4 protein-coding genes are annotated in these 19,196 nt (G+C 72.4%); 2 read left to right on the top strand and 2 right to left on the bottom strand.

Annotated features, from left to right (window positions below; translation table 11 throughout):
- The first annotated feature begins 94 nt into the window (after positions 1-94).
- Positions 95-3,685, top strand: coding sequence for an RHS repeat domain-containing protein (locus ETAA1_RS28795; RefSeq protein ID WP_145244064.1), 3,591 nt, complete (start codon positions 95-97; stop codon positions 3,683-3,685).
- 165 nt (positions 3,686-3,850) lie between these two features.
- On the opposite strand, the gene ETAA1_RS28800 is transcribed toward ETAA1_RS28795, so the two are convergent.
- Entirely contained in the window at positions 3,851-8,077 is a 4,227-nt protein-coding gene (locus ETAA1_RS28800) for a WD40 repeat domain-containing serine/threonine protein kinase (protein WP_145244065.1), read from the bottom strand.
- Between the two features lie 86 nt (positions 8,078-8,163).
- Positions 8,164-8,772: an RNA polymerase sigma factor gene (locus tag ETAA1_RS32530; RefSeq protein ID WP_202920491.1), complete on the bottom strand. Its 609-nt coding sequence runs from the start codon at positions 8,770-8,772 to the stop codon at positions 8,164-8,166.
- 190 nt (positions 8,773-8,962) lie between these two features.
- On the opposite strand from ETAA1_RS32530, the gene ETAA1_RS28810 reads away from it, so the two are divergent.
- Positions 8,963-19,144 (top strand): FG-GAP-like repeat-containing protein, encoded by a 10,182-nt coding sequence (locus ETAA1_RS28810; RefSeq protein WP_202920492.1) that lies wholly within the window; start codon positions 8,963-8,965, stop codon positions 19,142-19,144.
- The last annotated feature ends 52 nt before the right edge of the window (positions 19,145-19,196 follow it).

The raw sequence follows: 19,196 nt of genomic DNA on the forward strand, positions 1-19,196 counted from the left end.
TTTCGCCCACCGCCGGAACATCACCTTTCGGACGCCGCCCCGGACTCGCACCGGCCGCCCCGTCTACCCCCCCTCACGTTCCACGGAGCCCACCGTGACCGCACCGCGCCGCGCACTCGCTCTCACCCAGTTGGAAGACCGCACCACCCCCGCCACGCTCGGCGCGTTCAGCGTCGTGCCCCAACTCGGTTCGCTCGTCTACGAGGCGAGCGGGACCGGGTTCGTTGGCACCACCGTCGCCGCCGACGGGTTCGAGTCCGGCGACCTCGGGCCGGCGTGGTCCACCTACTCGTCCGACGCCCAGGGCCGCGTCCGGGTGACCGGCTCGTCCGGCACCGCGGCCGGGGCGTTCGCCCTGGTCATGGACCGCACCCCTTCCGGGGCGAACACCCTGAACGAGGCCGTCTGGCACGTCGAGACGCCCGGGGTGGCGAGCCCGTTACTCCGCTTCTCGCACGCCCAGTTCAACGACGAGTTCACGTCCATCGGGACGACGCCGTTCACCGGCCACCGGAACGCGGACGGGATCGCGGTCAGCAACGACGGGGTGACGTGGTACCCGATCTGGAGCCCGCCGGGCCAGGCGGCCGAGGCGTGGGTCGAGTACACGCTCGACGTGGCGGCCCGGGTGGGGCTGGCGGGCGGGACGCTCGACCCGGCGAGCTACTTCGTCAAGTTCCAGCAGTTCGACAACTTCCCGGTCCCGACCGACGGCCGCGGCTGGGACTCGATCGCCGTGGTCGGCCCCGGCGCCGCTGACACGACCACCTTCACCGTCGATCCCGGGCAAACGCTCACCATCCAGGTGGACGGCGGCGCCATCCTCCAGCCCGACATCCGGTTGACGACCGGCGGGGCGACCGTGGCGACCGCCACCGCCCCGGCGCCCGGCGGCATCGCCGAGTTGCACACCGTCCGCGTCCCGGGCCGGCTGGCCGACGGCACCCCGGGGCCGGTGACGTATACCCTCGAAGTCGGCGGCGTGACCGGGAACCTCGGGGCGTACTCGGTGCGGGTCGTGCTGAACGCCGCGCTGGAGGCGGAAGGCAGCGGCGGCACCCGGAACGACACCCCGGCCGGGGCGCAGAGCCTCGACCCGGTGTTCCTCCAGTTGAACCGCGCCGGCACCGCCGACCCGAGCGGCCGGCAGCCGCAGCGGGCGGCGGTGCTGGGCCGGACCGACGTGAGCCCGTCGAGTGGGCTCGTCGCCGAGGCCGAGCCGAACGAGCCGACCGACCTGCCGCCGCTGCCGACCGCCGACACGTTCGCCCAGGACGTGGACGCCGCCGAGTGGGTGGACGGGATCGACCCCTTCGAGGGCGTGCCGGCGGCGCAGCTGACGATCGACGGCACCAGCGACGGGACGTTCGACTACTACCGGTTCACGCTCCCCGCCGACGGATTGATGACGGCCACCATCTTCAGCGACTTCGTGGACGTGAGCGACGGCGCGTACGGGGCGGCGGCGTACGTGTTCGACGACACCGGGGCCGTCGTCGGCTTCTGGGACGACTTCGGGTCCGCGACGTGGGGGAGCTTCCCGGCCGGCACCTACACCGCCGCCGTGGGCACCTGGTATTCCGACGGGTACACCCTTCCCGGGCTCCTCGGCGGGGAGGCGCCGCCGGCCGGCGGGACGTACCAGCTCGTTCTCTTCGCCGAGGGCCACGCCGTCACCGCCGGCGGGTCCGGGGTCGCGATCGAGGCCGAGCCGAACCACCCGGTCGCGGGTCCGGTGGACCTGGCCGCCGTCGCGCAAGACCTGGACACCGAGACGTGGGTCATCAACACCGACCCGTTCGTGCCGGACGCCACCCTCCCGCACGTCGTGATCGCGGGAACCGGGGACGGGACGTTCGACTACTACCGGTTCACCGTCCCGGCCGGCGGCGGGCTGGTGAACTTCGGGTTCAACCCGGACGGCATCGCGGCCCTCGGGCGGATCTTCCTGTACGACGCGGCCGGGCGGGTGGTCGCCACCGCGGACGAATTCTTGCAGTTCGGCCCGTTCTTCGGCACGCTCCCGGGCGGCGTGTACTACCTGGGCGTCGGCACGTTTGGGGCCGCCACCGACCCCGGCTTCGGGGCGCTCTACGGCCTGCCGCCGGAGGCCGGCGACGTGTACCGGATGTACGTGTCGGTCGAGGGGCACGCGGCCGAGCTCCCGACGCCGGACCTGTACGCCCTGCGGCTCAAGAAGGGCGAGTCGGTCGCCGCCGCGGTGACGGAGCTGGCCGGCGGGGCGGTCCAGGTCGAGATCGTCGGGCCGGGCGGGGCGGTGCTGGCGGCCGGCAGCCCGGACCCGACGAACGTCGGGGCGGCGATCCCGGCGTTCACGGCCCCGGCAAACGGCATCTACTACGTCCGGGTGACCGGCACCCCGGACGCCGGTTACAACCTGGTCGTCACCCGGAACGTCACCCTCGACCTGGAGCGGAACAGCTCGATCGCCACCGCCCAGCCGCTGACCGGCGGACAGGTGGCCGGGCGGCGGTGGGTGCTCGGGGCGATCGACCCGACGGTCGTACTCGACCTGGCGGACTCCGGCTGGTACACCGCGGAAGGGTACCACGACCCGTCGAACACGAACTACATCACCGGCCGCTACACCAGCTTCTCGCCGCTGGAATACCGGTCGTTCTTCGTGGCCGACCTGTCCGAAGTGGACGGGGAGGTGCTGGCCGCTCAGCTCCGGATCCAGAACCCGAACTACAACAGCCCCGACCCGAGCGAGACGTTTTCGCTGTTCGACGTGAACACACCGGTCGGGGTGCTCACCGCGGGCGGGTTCGGGCTCACCGGCGTGTTCGACGACCTGGGGACCGGCAGCGCGTACGGGTCGGCCACCGTGTCCGCCGCGGGCACGCCCGGGCTGGTGACCGTGGACCTGAACGCGGCCGGCCGGGCCGCCCTCCAGGCCAGTGCGGGCGGGCTATTCGCCATGGGCGGGGGGCTGACCACGCTCCGCCCGGACTCGATTTCCGAGTTCGCGTTCGGTGGCTCCGGCAACGGCACCCGGCAGATCGAGATCACCACCCGGACCTCGGACTTCTACCAGATCACCGCCGACGCCCGGGCGATGCTGGAGATCGAGACGGCGACGCCGGGCGGCGGGGCCGGGGCGTTCGGGAACACGTTCGACCCGATCGTCCGGCTGTACGACGCGGCCGGGAACCTGGTCGCGTCGAACGACAACGGCGGGGGCGACGGGCGGAACGCCGTGCTGCGGTACAAGGTGCCGGCCGGGGCCGGCGGGGCGTACTACGTCGAGGTCACGTCCTCGCCGCTGACCGCGGTGCCGACCCGCGGGGAGTACATGCTGTCGGTGAAGGGCGACCGGGAGGAGCATCGCGACCACGACCGCCGAGGAGACGACCATTCGGACAAGGGCGACCGGGAGGAGCATCGCGACCACGACCGCCGAGGAGACGACCATCACAGTCGAGAGTACGTCCTGTCGGTCACGGGAGACCGGGCGGGGCCCCCGCCGGGCCTCGCGACCGCCGCGGCGGCGCCCGGTCATGCGGCGCCCGCCAAGAGTCTGCCGCCGGGACGGGCTTCGGCCGTCGGTCTCGTCGCCCGCGGGTTCGCCGCCCCGCCCCCGCTCCAGCGCGGGTGGTCCGCACCCGCTGCCCCGGCCGACCCGTTCGCCGACCCACTCGGGCTCGGCGTCTGGGTCGGCTGACCGGCCCGTCGCCGGGGGGAGTGAACGGCGGTCACCCCGAGGTGGTGCCGCGCCGGGTCGGCCGCCGGCGCCGCCCGGACGGCCGGCGCCGGGTCGGCCGGCCCGACACCCACGTCACTCGCGCGTCGCGTACCGGGTGCGGTCGTAGGCCGCCGGCGGCGTCGATCACGGCTTGGCGGCGAAGGCGGCCTGTGCTTCGGACAGGTAGAACGCGGTCTGCTGGTGCCGCTGGTCGCCGCGCTGGTAGGCGCGCACGCGCGGGAGGATGCGGTCGAACTCGGCCGCGGCCCCGGGCTCGCCGAGCCGGTGCATGCACACCGGCACGTACAACGCGGCGTACACCCAGAACGAGTGCCCGGACGTGCGCCGGGCGGTCGCGCCCAGTACCGCCAGCGCCCCCAGATGGTCGCCGGTGCGGTACAGCGCGAGCCCGTGGGCGAACTGGGAGACGTTGTCCCACCCGCGCCCCGCGGAGTTCCGTCTCGTCAGCCGGACGACGTGGTCGTCGGCGCACCACGCCGCCGGACGGGTGAGCAGGTAGATCGGGAGATCGGTGCTGTACCCCGGCGAGCCGGGCGCCGTCGCGGCGGACTCGTCGGCGGCCGCTTCCGCCACCCGCCCGAGCGCCCGCAGACTCAACACCCGGCAGTTCCGCGCCCACGGGTCGCGCGGGTGGGCCGCCAACTCCGCGGTGAACGCGGCGACCGCCTCCTGGTGCCGGCCGGTGTTCTGAAGCGCCTGCCCGAGGTGGAAGCTGGCCCCGGTCGTCCGCGGGGCCAGTCGCAGCGCCGCCCGCGCCGACGCCTCCGCGTCGGTCCACCGCTCCAGCGCCACCGCGGCCCGTGCGCGGGCCGCCCACGCCGCCGCGTTGTCCGGCGTCTGCACCACGGCCAACGTGGCGCGGGCGAACGCGTCGCCGCACCGGTAGTTGGTCCGCTCGGCGAAGCGGGCGTTCGCGGCCGGGTCGAACGGGTTCCCGAGGAGGGTCAGCGCGTCCCGCTCGAACTGCGCTGCCTCCCACGCCTTGTCGTTCGCCATCTCTACCCCGACGACCTCGACCCGGTCCGGCGGGGCGTCGTCGGGCGGGAGCGGTGGGGCGTCCCAGTCGAGCCCGAGTGCGGCAAGCTCGGACCGGATGAGCCGCAGGTTCCAGGTGCGGAGCCCCTTGTTCGCCCGGGCGTGGCTCACCAACTCGCCGCCGCCTGCGGTGAAGTGGAGGCCGCGGTTGAAGAACGTCGCCTCGCCCAGCGGCGCGTCCAGCCGCGCGAGCACGTCGCCCGTCGGGTACGCGCGCAGGGTGATCGTGCCCGACACCTCCTCCGCCGCCATCACGGTGCCGGTGGGGTCGAACGCCACCGCCGCCGGCTGCGTCGCCCCGGTGCGGTCGATCGTCTTCACCACGGCCCACGTCGCCGTGTCGCGGAACGTCAGCCCGTCGCCGCGCGAGGTGACGAGGTGCTTGCCGTCGGGCGCGAAGACCACGGCCGTCATGTCGCCGGTTTCGAGCCGCCGGACGCGCGTGCCGGTGTCGGTCGCCCACACGTCCACGAAGCGGTCGAACCACGTCGTCTCGGCCATCAGCCGGCCGTCCGGCGACAGCGCAACATACCCACTCGACGCGACGTGCCCCGTCGCGGCCGGGGGGCGCCGCCCGCTCGGGTCCGCGAACGCGGCGCCCCGCCCGTCGGCCCGGCGGATCAACCGCCCGTCCGGGTGGTAGCCGACGAAATCGACCCCCCGGCCGCGCTGGTCGAGCCGGTCCGGCGGGCCGATCCGCAGCACGCCGCCGGCCTGTGCCACCGGCCAGCGCCACCAGTACCCGGCTTCCGACGCGGCGACGAGTTCCCGCCCGTCGGCCGCCCACTCCACCGTCGTGTTCTCCGGCGCCCCCGGGCCGACGGTGGCGAGCCAGCGCGCCGCGCGGCGGTCGAAGACGTGGAGGCCGGTGGGGGTGTGTTCGAGGATCAGGTGCCCGTCCGGGTCCACCGACGCGGCCGGGAACCCGCCGGCCCGGTCGGCGCGGAGGCGGTGGTACTCGGCCGGGCGGACGAGTTCGAGCACTCGCACCGTCCGCGGGCCGGGCTGGTACCCGAAGTAGCGGCCGTCGCGGCTGAACCGCGGGTGCCCGACCTGGGCCGGCAGCAGCAGGTACGGGATGCCGTTGAGGCCGTCGAACACGCGCGACGTGTTGTCGTAGGAGAACGTGACGAGGAACTCGCCCGTCGGGTCGTAGCTCAGCGACGCGACGGTCGTGCCGTGGCCGTGGTACAGGCAGATCGGGTGGCCGAGGTCCACGTCCCGCAGTTGCGGGTAGTCGTTCCCGCCGCCGTTGAGTCCGAGCCAGCGGTTGTGCGGGTGCGGGTGCCACGCCAGAGCGTGCGGCCAGTTCGACTTCCCGTCCACCCTCAAGTTCACGAACCGGGCCGGGTCCGCCGTCTGGAAGACGTGGACGTAGTTGACGCCGTCGCCCCACACCGCCGCCCGCGTCCCGTCCCACGACAGCGCCGCGGCCAGCACCGGCCCGCCGACCGCCACCCGGCGCAGCTCGCGCGCGTCCGGCAGCGCCAGCAGCCGCGCCGTCCCGTCCCGGCAGCCGACCAGCAGCGTCGTCCCGTCCTTCGCGACGTCCACCGCGTCGCCCCGCGTGACGCCGGCGACCCGGCCGGTGACCGCCCCGGTGTGGGTGTCGAGGACCAGCAGTTCGTTGTTCGCGGCGAGGACGGTGAGGTGCCTGCCGTCGGGGGTGAAGCGGATGCCGCCGAGCGCGCCGTTCGGCACTCCCCCCTTCATCGGCACCGCGAGCCGGCGGACGAGCCGCCCGTCGGTCGTGGCGTGGAGCCGTAGCCCGTCCGGCTCGGGCACTGCGACGGTCTCGTAGTCGGCGTCGAACGCGAGCCGCCCCTGCTCGACCTCGAGCTCGGGCGGGACTGTCGGAACCACGCCGTCGGGGCCGGTGCGAACGTCGCACAGGGCGAGCGCGGCGATCACCTCGTCGCGGAGCGCGGCGCGCTCGGCGGCGGTGGCGCCGCGGCGGCGGGCGAGTTCGGCGGCCTGCTTGAGTGCCTCTAGCGCCCGTAGCCGTTGTCCGGCCCGGCCGCTCACTCGCGCCGCCTTCGCCTCGGCGAGCAGCGCCGCTTTCAGCCGGTCCTCTGCCTCGCCCTCGGCGAGTTCCGCGCGCTGCTGGCTCGCGCGGAACTGGACTGCCGCGACGGCCGACCCGACCGCCACCGCCACGAGGGCCGCGACCGCGCCGCCGACGAGGGCCGCCGGCCGCGGGTTCCGCCGGCACCACCGCGCCAGCCGCCCGGCCGGGCCGACCGGGCGGGCGACGGTCGGGTGGCCGGCGAGGAAGCGGTCGAGGTCGTCGGCCAGCGCGGCGGCCGACGGGTAGCGTGCGGCCGCGTCCTTCTCCAGGCACTTGAGCGCGACGGTTTCGAGGTCGGCGGGAACGGCGGGTTGCAGCGCCCGGACCGGCACCGGGGCGGCGCGGCGGACGAGGTCGAGGGTGTCGAGGGCGGTGGCGCCGCGGAACGGCGGGCGGCCGGTCAGGCACTCGTACAGGATGGCGCCGAGCGCGTACACGTCGGCGGCGGGCGTGGCCGGGCGGCCGGCGGCCTGCTCGGGGGCCATGTAGTTCGGCGTGCCGAGGACCGAGCCGGTCGTGGTCGGCCCGGCGGCGGCGTCGGCGAGCTTGGCGAGGCCGAAGTCGGCCACCTTCGGGACGGCGCCCGGCCAGAGGAGCACGTTCGCCGGCTTCAGGTCGCGGTGGAGGACGCCGCGCTCGTGGGCGTGCGCCGCGCCGCGCGCCAGGTCGCGGGCGAGGCGGGCGGCGTCGCGCGCGGGGAGCGGGCCGGCGGCGAGGAGCCGGTCGAGCCCGCCGTCCGGCGCGAACTCCAGCGCGAAGAACGGGCGGCCGTCGTGCTCCCCGAACTCGTGGACCCGGACGATGTGCGGGTGGTCGAGCCGGGCCACGATCTCGGCCTCGGCCAGGAACCGGGTCCGGGCGTCCGCCCCCGCGTGGTCCCCGGCCAGGATCATCTTCAGGGCCACGACGCGGCTCAGCGACACCTGCCGCGCCCGGTACACGACGCCCATCCCGCCGCGCCCGATCTCGTCCAGGATCTCGAACCCGGGAACGTGCGGCAGTTCGCCGCTCCCCGCCGCGGACGCGGCCGGGGTGACGCCCCCGCCCGGCGGCACCGTGCCCCCCGCCATCACTGCCGAGCGGAGCGGTCGCAGGGCGGCGAGCATGGCGAGCAGGCCGCGGAGGTCCCCGGCCCGGCCCGGGCGGCGCGCGACGTACTCCTCGACCGCCGGGCACTCGCCGCGGTTCAGCCGGTCGGTGAACTCGTCCACCAGTTCGTAGAGGTCGTCCTCGGCGGTGGTACTCATGGGCGTTGTCGTCATGCGAGGCGCGGCCGGGCACCGCTGACGTACCTGCGGTCCGCGGCCGCCGCCGACACGGAATCCGCACCGCGTCAGGCGCCGTCCGCGAGGGACTGCCGGAGCCGGAGCAGCGCCCGCGTGTACCGCTTGCTCGCCGCGTCGGGTTCCAGGTCCAGCACGTGGGCCGCCTCCTTGTTCGTCAGCCCCTCGAACGTCCGCAGCAGGATCACCTCGAGGTCCACGCCCGACAGGTCGGCGAGCGCGGCCCGGACGCGGTGGACCGTCTCGCTCCGGGCCAGCGCCTGGTGCGGGCCGTGGGCCTGCTCCGCCAGCCGCGACGCCAGGAGCAGCGAGGCGTTGTCCGACAGCGGCACCTCCTGCTCGGTGGACCGCCGCGCCGCCTCGACGTGGAACCGCCGGAGCCGGAGCAGCTGCTGGTGCGCGGTCTTGAGGAGCCAGACCCGGAACGCCATCGGCTCGCGGGCCAGGAAGTCGTGGATGCGGAGCGCCACTTCGAGGTGCGTCTCCTGGACCACGTCCGACACCCCGACCCGCTTCCGTAGTCGCGGGTCCATCCGCAGCTCGACGAACCGGTGGACCACGTCCCGGTGGGCGGCCAGCAACTCGTCCAGGGCGGCGCGGTCCCCCGCACGGATCCGGTCGAACAGCCTGGTTAGGGTCGGGTCCGGGGGGTGAGACATGTCGTGCCGAGATCGCGGAACGAGTGTGCCGGAGCCGAACTTAGCACCCCTCGTGAGCGGAATCAACCACCTCGACGTGCGGGCGGGTCCGCGGTGGTAACTTTCTCGGCCGCACCCTGTCCGCGTCTGCGCCCGAGCGCAGGTAGTTCTGTACCCCCTTGTCTTCGGCTTCACCCCTGGGATCGCCCCGATGCCCGATCCGACTCCCCGCCGGACGCGCCGCCCGTTCCGAACGTTGAACTTCGAGCCGCTCGAAGACCGCACCGCCCCGGCCGTCTTCACCGTCACCACGACGGCAGATACCGGCCCTGGGTCGCTTCGGCAGGCGATCGCGGACGCGAACGCGGCGGCCGGCGCGGACGAGATTCGGTTCAACATCCCCGGCGGCGGGGTGCACACGATCCGCCCGACGACGTCGCTCCCGGACATCCTCGACACGGTCGTGATCGACGGTTACACGCAGCCCGGGGCGAGCCCGAACACGAACCCACTGGCCCTCGGGTCGGGCGCGCTCGGGACCAACGCCGTGCTGAAGATCGAGATCGACGGCAGCCTGCGGACGAGCGGCGGGAACGGCCTCCTCACCGTCGGCCAGATGTTCACCACCGCGGCGCGGGGCACCGTGATCCGCGGGCTCGTGGTGAACAACTCCAACAGCGACGGGATCGCGGCCTACGACCCGGAGGTCCGCATCGAGGGGAACTTCATCGGCACCGACCCGACCGGTACGATCGCGCGGCCGAACCGCACGAACGGCGTCGGGAACGCCTACTGGACCGTGGGCACCGTCGTCGGCGGCACGACCCCGGCCGCCCGGAACCTGATCTCGGGCAACACCGGGGCCGGGGTCTACCTGCAGTACTCGCACAACCGCGTTCTGGGCAACTTCATCGGCACGGATGCGACCGGGATGGCGAAGCTCGCCAACGGCGCGAACGGGGTCTTTTCCGGCGGGTTGGGCACCCCGACCAACGACAACCGCATCCTCGGCAACCTCATCTCAGGGAATTTCTACGCCGGCATCTCCGCCAACTGGGAACTGAACGGAGTCATCCAGGGGAACTACGTCGGCACCGACCGGACTGGCACGGCGGCGATCGGGAACGGGGCCAACGGGGTCTTCAGCGCGGGCATCCAGATCGACGCGGGCGACGCCGCCTCGTCGATCCTGATCGGCGGGCCGAACCCGGCGGACCGGAACGTCGTCTCCGGCAACGGCGGGACCGGGATCTTCTTCCGGTCGGTCGGGGGGACCGGGCACACGCTGACGATCGAGAACAACTTCGTCGGCCTCCAGGCCGACGGGGTGTCGCCGCTCGGAAACACGCATTACGGCCTCTGGGACGGCATCGTGGCCGGGGGCGGCACCTGGGCGAACGGCATCGCCACGATCCGGGGTAACCGGATCGCCCACAACGGGTACAACGGCGTCTTCGCCGGAACGCCCGGCGTCACCATCACCCAGAATTCGCTCTACTCGAACGGCGGCATCGGCGTCGACCACGGGTCGCCCGGCGTGACTCCGCAACCGCACACCCCGCACCCGGTCCTCGAATCGGTCGTCCGCAACGGCGGCAACCTCGACATCAGCGGGCGGATCCAGGGCCAGGCGAACACCGAGTACACCGCGGAGTTCTTCAGCAGCGCCGCCCGGGACCCGAGCGGGTACGGCGAGGGGCAGACGTACCTCGGGTCCGTCACCGTGACGACGGACGCGAGCGGCCTCGCCACCTTCACCGGGGTCAGCGTCCCGAACGTCGAGGCGCAGCAACTCTTCATCACCGCCACGGCCACGAACACCACCACGAAGGCCACGTTCGAGTTCTCCCAGGCGCACGAACTCCCCCCGGACGCCCGCGTGAGCGGCTGGAGCGCCGAACTGTTCAACGGCGTCTCGCTCACGTTCGACGGCCTGCCGCGCTGGGCGGGCCTGTTCGACGCCTCCGGGCTCCCGACCCCGTCGTTCGAGCTACCGGTGCTCACCAGCGACATCGGCTCGCTGTTCGGGATCCCGGGCGCGCTGGCCACCCTGTACGGCGACCTCGCAGACTTCACCTCCGACACCACCGAGGCGCTGCGGACCAAGCTGGAGGCGGCCGGGTTCACCATCGACCACATCTACCTCGGCCTCGGCGGCATCCCCGCGTCGCCGATGGGGAAGTACATCCAGGTGCGGTACCGCAAGGAGATCGCCACCCTCGCCGTGAACCCCGAGTTCAACCGCCCGCTGCTCGACAACATCGGCGAGGTGCTGGAAGGCGTCGGCGACGACACCGAACTGAGCGACGACGAACTCCAGATCGAGGCGAAGCTCGTCCTCGAACTGGTGATGGGTGTGGACGAGGACGGCGGGTTCTACCTGAGCGACGACAGCTCGGTCCTGGTCGAGATCGACAACGACGTGGACGACGACGGCGTGGCCGAGGGCGCGTTCACCGGCACCTCGAAGCTGCTCGACAACAACGGCGCGGCGGTCGGCGAGGCGCTGGAGGGCACCGTCGTCGTCGGCAAGGACACCGGCGACGAAATCGTTCCGTTCGTGGTCCGCGTGCGGCCGGACGAGATCGGGCCGATCCGCGTCGCACAACTCGCGGGCATCGCCGGCCAGCTCCACGTGCGGCTCGACGGGGACGTGGTCGTCGACGTCGCGGTGCAGACCTCGAACGTCAAGCTGGACTGGCACGGCGTCTGGGTATTTACGCCCGGCGTCGAGCCGCCCGCGCACACCACGAGCCTCGAAGGGCGGCTGACCGTTCCGGCGCTGACCCGCAACAACAACGGCGAGCCGGCGCCGGCGGAGTTCGTGCTGGTCGGCGCGTACGGCGGCGCCGGGTGGCACCTCGAAGGCGAGGGCGAGGTCGACGCCGGGTACAAGCTCCACGGCTACGAGGTGAAGGAACTCTCCTTCGAGATGGACATCACGGACGCGGGGGTCGATGCGTTCGGGGCCGGCATTCTGTCCGTGATCCTGGCCGGATCGCTCGAACCGACCGAGATCGGCTTGGGGTTCTTCCTTGACAACGAGTTATTGGTCATCGACAGCGAGATCGACCTGCCGACGTCGCAGTACGTCGGCCCCGACCACCTGCTCTGGGTGAGTGAGGGGTTCCTCTCCTTCCACGCCGAGGCAAACTTCGCCATCGGGGATGAGTCGTTCGCGGGCGGCGTGACGTTCCGGGCGGACGAGGCGATCCTGCTCCCCGAAGTGCCGTTGGGCAGTGCCGCCCCGAGTACCGGGAAGGTCCGCATCTTCTCCACCGAGGCCGGGGAGCCGGCGATTACCGGGTCGGTGGACACCGGGGGCCGGTTCGCGCTGACGGCGGCGAACGTCACGGCGACGGTCGGCCCACTCACCGTCACGGGCACGGGCGTCGCGGTGAACGTCCGCGACTTCGGCGTCGGCGACATCACCCCGTACCTGTTCGTGGAAGACGCGGCCGTCGCGCTGCCGGTCGGTGGGCAGACGATCACCCTCACCGCCACCGACCTCACGTTGTCCCAGGCCGAGAAGTTCACCATCACCAGCGCGGAACTGTCTGCCGACGAGGACCTGTTGCGGACGGTCGGCCTCGGCGGGCTGCTACCCCTCACGGTCCGGTCAGTGAGCATCTCCGGCGGAGAGGTGATCGACCTGGACGACTTCTACATCACGGTCACCGGCACGTTCGACTTCTCGGTCTTCGACGGCCTGCCCGCGAGGCCCGTGATCGGCGTCGGCGGGCGCGACTACTCGGCCGTCGTGAACCCCAACGAGCCGTTCGCGCTCGCGGTCCGCGTGGACGACGGGCGGGCGCAGGTGATCGTGCCCGGCCCGATCACCCTGGGGTTCGAGGACTGGCACGCCGGCCCGCTGACCCTCGGCGCGACCGTCACCCTCGGCGAGTACGTCAACGGCGAGTTCGTCTCTTCGGTCGGCGCCACGGTGCGGGTCGAGTCTTCCTCCGGCCCGGTGACGGCGGCGCAACTGGACTTTACCGGTGCCCTGGAGCCGAACAGCCGGGGCGGCGTCGATCTCGACCTGCGGTTCGTCGGCACCGTGTCAGCGACGCTTCCCGGCGACGTGCTGAGCGTCGAGAACCTGACCCTCACCGCCGACCTGAACCTGAGTTTCGACGGCGACATGATGCTGCTCGCGCCGCCGGCGCTCACGCTCCGGAACGGCTCGGTGGACCGGCTCACGGTGACGCTCGGCGAGTTCATGACGTTCGAGGCGACGGCGGGTATCGACTTCCAGGCGGAGGGGGCGGAGGCGTTCTTCACGCTGGAGCGGGGGTCGATCGCGTTCCCCTCGCTGGAGGTGCTCCCCGGCGGCGCGGTGGAGAACGTCGCGATCACCGCCGACGGCGACCTGAAGTTGCTCCCGGGCGCCACGTTCGAGCTGACCATCCCGGACGAGTTGACGGAGTTGGTCGGCCTCGGCAAGCTGCCGTTCACGGTGGACGCACTCGGGGTTCAGTTCAACGACGTGGTGGACGGCGTCGTCCGGGACCTCGCCGACTTCTCGGTGCTGTTCAGCGGAATGATCGGCGACAGCGAGGCCGAGGACGGCAAGTGGCCGTTCACCCTGAGCGTGGAGAACCTGGAGATCGACCTCGGGGCGCTGAGGGACGGCGAGTACCCGATCAAGCCCGAGAGCCTGACCGGGGTCAGCATCACTGTCCCGAAGTTCAAGCTCGGCGACCAGCTCGAAATCGGCGGGACGCTGTCGTTCGACGTGGCCGAGGCGGCGGACGGCCGGAAGGCGGTGTACGTCGTGATCGGCGGGGAGTTCACGGTCGGCGGCATCGGGGCCGGACTGACGCTGGCGATCGGCGAGCGCGGCCCGGTGGCGGCTACCGTCTCCGCCCCGCTCGCGGTCCCGCTCGGGCCGAGCGGCCTGATCCTCACCGGCGTGGACGGCGGTCTCTTCTTCGGCCAGACCATCGGCATCGACACGTCGCTCCCGGCGAACGATTTGCTGGAGACGGCCGCGGTGCCGGACTTCTTCGAGTCGGTCGTGGACCTGGACGCGGCGGTGCTCGCGGCGCTGGACGGCGAGGGGTTCACCTGGACGCTCCCGCTCACGGTCGTGCTGCGGGGTACGCTCACCATCGCCATCGCCCCGGGAATCGTGAGCGGGTCGGTGGCGCTCGGCGCGACGATCGATCCCGCAACGCCGATCGACAGTTTGAGGCTGTTCGGCACCGTGGACGCGACGCTCTTCGGGATGGCCGACATCGCGGCCGGGCTGGCGGTGCTGGACTTCACCTCGCTCTCGGAGCCGGTGTTGTTCGCGAAGTTGGAGCTCCCGCCGCCGGGCAGTTTGCTCCAGTACGTCCTGCCACTGTCGTCGTCGGTCGTGCTGAAGATCGACACGAAGGGGCTCGCTCCGGCGCTGGCCGAGGGGCTGAAGGTGTTCGTGAACCGGGCCGTGGGCGGAACCCTCGACCTGTTCTTCCGCGACGCGCTGGAGCAGGTCCGGGCCGACGTCGCGTCGAGCCCGAACGGCGTGCTCGGCACACTGCTCGAGGTCGGGCCGGTCCCGCCGGCCACGGTGGGCGCGCTCGCCGATCTCATCCTGGACGCGCTCGACGACGCGGACCGGGTCGGCGCGGTCGCGCAACAACTCCTCGCCGACCTGTTCGGCGCGATGGATCGACTCCTCCGCGAGCCGGGCGCGCCGCCGGTGCCGGGTGACCTCGGCGACTTCGCCGAGGGCGTGATCGAGTTCTTCGACACCGACGCCCGGCGCACCGTCCTGGCGCTGGTGGATGTGCTGAAGGACGCCTTCGCCGACGCCGCCGGCACGGCCGCCGCGATCGCCGACCCGTCGCTCACGTTCACGGCCACCGTGAAGCCGACCCTGTTCGGCGTGAGCCTCGGCCCGGACATCCGTGCGGCGGACTTCAGCCTCAGCAAGCGGGGCATCCTGGTCGGCATCGACCTCGACCCGCTGAGCCTGTGGTCCTTGCAGCATCTCGGGCCCCTCGCCCTGTTACTCCAGAACCCGGACGCGGCCCTGATCCGCCAGACGCTGGACGCACAGTTCCCGTTCAAGGACGCGTTCCTCGACCTGGCCCGCGGGCGGCTCCCCGAAATCGACCCGGGGGCGAACTGGCTCCTGCGGTTCACCCAGACGTTCAATCTCGGCACGGTGGCCTACGCGGCCTCGGGTGTGTTCTTCCCGGGCGGAGATGAGCGGCTGCTGCGACGCGTGTTCCACGTCCCCGGCTCCGCGGAGAATGAGTCGGGCCTGGAACTCGCGGTGCCGGTGATCGTCCCGAGCGAGGACCACTTCGACAGGCTCGTGGCGGGCGGCGGCGTGCTGCTCGACGGGAGCATCTATCTCCACCGACTCGTCTCCGACCCGGGGGCGCTGTTCGAGGACATCGCCGGGTCACTCCCCGACCCGCTCGCGGATCCGGTCGGGTTCGCCGAGGCGTTCCTCGGCCGGGCGAGCGAGGTGGACCTGTACGACCACGCCGGGCAGGCACAACTGTTCATACCGAACGTCGGGGCGGACGACGGGTACTTCGTCGGTCGGTTCACCGGGAAGGTTCTCGGCCTGGAGTTGGTGGGCGTGGAGTTCCTCGCCACCGTCGAGAACGGCGCCCCGCAGTACCGGATCACCGGCGCGGCCGACCTGCTCGGGCTGGTGGCTGTGGACGTGGACGTGGATGTCGGCCGCAGCCCCCAGGGCAAGCCGCGGGCCGGGTTCGAGGCGTCGATCGACTCGACGCAGTTCGCGGAGGTCATGGACGAGAACGGGTTCGGGTTCGTGAACGACCACTTTACCCTGCCCACGAACTTCACCGCCCGCGTCCGCGGGTACACGCCGGGCTTCGACACCGCGTCCACGGACCCGCTCCAGGTGGTCGGCGGGATCGAACTGAGCGGCGAACTCGACCTGAACTGGGCCGTCGAGTGGGGCGGGAACCGCTTCACCCTCGTCGGCAGCGCCGAGGTGACGTTTGGCATCGGGCTGGACGGCGTGCCGAAGCTCACGTTCGACATCCGTGGCACCGCCACGTTCGTCGGGAACCTGTTCGGGTTCCCCGTCAACCAGGTTCTGGGCTCGTTCACGGCCAAGCTGACCGACTGCGGAATACTGACGATCACGTCCGACCTGGACGTGCTGGGCCTGAAGCTGCCACTCGATTTGTTCATCGACCTGACCCGGCCCCTGATCGGGCAGAACATCTTCGACCCGGCCAACCTGCCCGCGACCGCGTGCGACCTCCCCGCCGTTGCCCGCGTGTTCGCCACCGTCCCAGAGCGTGTCGCCCGGGAGACGATCACGGAGAACGGGAAGCAGGTGCTGGAAGTCACGGTGCACGAAGGGAACCCGGCGACCGGGAACGTAACGATCCCGATCACGTTCCACGCGTCCGGGCACATCCCCGAGGGCGAATCGATCACCCTGAAGGTCGTGCCGAACACGGCGACGGCGACCGCGTCCGCCACCGAGTTCAGCGTCCCGACGGGGAAACTCCAGCTGACGCACGACGCCACGAGCCGCAGGGCCACCGTCACGATCGTTGCCGACTCGGTGTACGAGCTGCCGGAGCAGTTCGACATCCAGCTCTCGGTCGGGTCGTCGTCGGGGATGGAGTCCGTCACCCTGATGACGAACACGGTGCGGGTGCGGGTCAAGAACGACGACCCGGAGAAGCCCGCGAACACGCTCCTGTGGTACGACTTCGACCGCCGGACCGCGAACGGGTACGCCTTCGACGCGGCCGGCGAGGCCGCCACGGTGACGTACGGCGGCAAGACCTACCCGACCGCGCGGCCGCTCACCGGCGTGACCGCCGCGCCGGTCGTCCCGACCCTCGTCCCCGGCCCGCTGCTGCCGAACCCGACAAACACCCTGGCGGCCGGCGCGGTCGCCACCGCCGGGGTGCCGAAGTGGCTCCCGGCCGAGGCCGACGTCAGCCCCGGCATGGTGGCGACGCCGTCGTCCACGCCGTTCGAGTTCACCCTGACACTCGTCGCCCCCGGGATCAGCGGGCCGGTGCTGGTCGAACTCCCGCCGCTCGCCATCGACTTCTGGACCCGACGGACCGGTGCCGCGCCGACCACCTGGGAGCTCCGCTGGAGCTACGACAACTTCGGGGCCGTGATCGCGAACGGAGCCACCGGCGGGGCGCGGTACACCCGCGTGTTCGACGGGCTGGACATTCCACGGACCCTTGCGCTCGGAACACGGACGATCACGTTCCGCCTCACGGGGCTCGGCGGGAGCGGCGGCGAGTGGGCCATCGACAACCTGGCGCTCGTCGTGCCGGTGCCCGCCCCCATCCAGGTCGGCAGCGATCTCGTGATCCCGCCGGAGCCGCCCGCAGCCGGGACCAGTCCGCCCGTGGTGAACACGCCGCCGACGGCCGCTCCCATCGCCGTCCAGGTGCCGAACGGAATCGCGCTCGTGACGATCGGATACACCGCCGTGGTGAGCGACGCACAGACGCCCGACGCCGCGTTGGCCGTGACGGTCACGCAGCCGCCCGCCGGTCGCGGCACGGTCGATATACTCCCCGGCAGCCTCAGGCTGACGCTCCAGGGCGCTCTCCGGTCGTCGTTCTCGTTCACCTACACGGTCGCCGACCCGGGCGGGCTGCGGGCGACGGCGACGGTGTCCGTGACGTTCGCCCAGGGCGGCACCGGGACAGTCCTCGTGGGGGTCCGGAGCAGCCGCGTCGCCGACGCCACCGTGTTCGTGGACGCGGACGGGGACGGCCTCCCGTCCGAGGGCGAGCCGGTGGGCGTTACCGACGGCTTCGGAAACACGGTCCTCTCGCTGCCGCCCGACGTCGACCTCAACGGTAACGGGTTGCTCGACGAGGACGAGGGAACGCTCGTCAGCCTCGGCGGGGTGCGCGGCACGGGCGGCGCCGTACTCACCCCGATGGCGGCGCCGGGCGGGTCGGCGTACATCTCCCCCCTCTCCACGCTGACGCTCGCGGTGATGGCCCAGGGCGACCTCGGCACGGCCGACGCGGCGGCCCTGATCCGCACCCGGCTCGGACTGCCGGCGCTCGACTTCCTCGCCCACGACGTGTACGCCCTCGCCCTCGCGGGCAACCCCGGCGCGGGCATGGTGTACGACCACTGGACCGTCTGGAAGGACACCAGCCTCCACCTGGCAACCCTGCTCGCGGGCACCGCCGAGGTGTCCCTGGCCGACGCGAGCCGGGCCACTCACTCGGCGTACGCCGGGATGCTCCTCGACCCGTCCGTCCCGGTGGCGCTCACGGACCCTGCCGAGATTCGCGAGCTGGCATCGAGGCTGCTCGGCGGCACGGGTGTCGGGATCACCGCCTACCAGTCCGACACGGTCGGGGCACTCGTCGCCGCCGAGAACCGGGTCACACTCGGGTTGGAACCGCCCGCCCCACCGCCGCCGCCCGTACCACCTCCGGGCCTGGGCACGCCGATCGGGACGAGGGCAATCGCCGTCGGGGCCGACGCCGGGTCCGGCGCCGTCCGGGTTCTTGGCCCGGACGGCGCGGAACGGCTCGCGGTCGAGCCGTTCCCGGGGTTCGCGGGCGGCGTGCGGGTCGCCGTGGCCGACTTCAACCGGGACGGGGTCGAAGACCTGGTCGTCGGGACCGGGCCGGGTCGGTCCACCCGGGTGGTGGTCATCGACGGCGCGACGCAGCGAGAATTGTTCTCGATCGACCCGTTCGAGGCGGCGTTCCAGGGCGGGGTGTACGTCGCCGCCGGCGACCTGACCGGCGACGGGATCGCCGACTTGGTCGTCACACCCGACGAGGGGGGCGGCCCACGGGTCCAGGTGTACTCCGGGTCCGGGTTCGGGAAGGTCGCCGACTTCTTCGGCATCGACGACCCGAACTTCCGCGGCGGCGCCCGCGCGGCCCTGGGCGACATCACCGGCGACGGTCGGGCCGATCTGGTGCTCAGCGCCGGGTTCGGCGGCGGGCCGCGCGTGTCGGTGTACGACGGCGCGGCACTGGCCGCGGGGGAAAAGGTACACCCGGTGGCGGACTTCTTCCTGTTCGAGCCCGCGCTCCGGAACGGTGCATTCGTGGCGGTCGGCGACGTGGACGGCGACGGGTTCGGCGACATCGTCGGCGGCGGCGGGCCGGGCGGCGGCCCGCGCGTGTACGCCCTGAGCGGGCAAGCGCTGCTGGCGGGCCGCGACGAGGTGGTGGCGAACTTCTTCGCCGGGGACGCGACCAACCGCGGCGGCGTGCGGGTGGCAGTGAAAGACCTGGACGGGGACGCGAAGGCGGACGTGGTGGTGGGCGACGGGGCGGGCGCGGGGAGCCGGGTGACCGGCTACCTCGGCAAGGACTTCGGCGGTGGTGGTGCCCCCGAGTCGTTTGGGTTCGACGCCTTCCCGGGAGTGTCGACCGGGGTGTTCGTCGGGTAGCCCGCGGTACTCCGAGCCGCGTGGGTGCACAGGGAGTTCGCACCCTGTCCGC

Source organism: Urbifossiella limnaea (assembly GCF_007747215.1).
GTDB classification, from domain to species: domain Bacteria; phylum Planctomycetota; class Planctomycetia; order Gemmatales; family Gemmataceae; genus Urbifossiella; species Urbifossiella limnaea.

Bases quoted from the DNA above. Each gene is read 5' to 3' on its own strand.
- ETAA1_RS28800 (WP_145244065.1), bottom strand. From the start codon at position 8,077: ATGAGTACCACCGCCGAGGACGACCTCTACGAACTGGTGGACGAGTTC.
- ETAA1_RS32530 (WP_202920491.1), bottom strand. From the start codon at position 8,772: ATGTCTCACCCCCCGGACCCGACCCTAACCAGGCTGTTCGACCGGATC.
- ETAA1_RS28810 (WP_202920492.1), top strand. From the start codon at position 8,963: ATGCCCGATCCGACTCCCCGCCGGACGCGCCGCCCGTTCCGAACGTTG.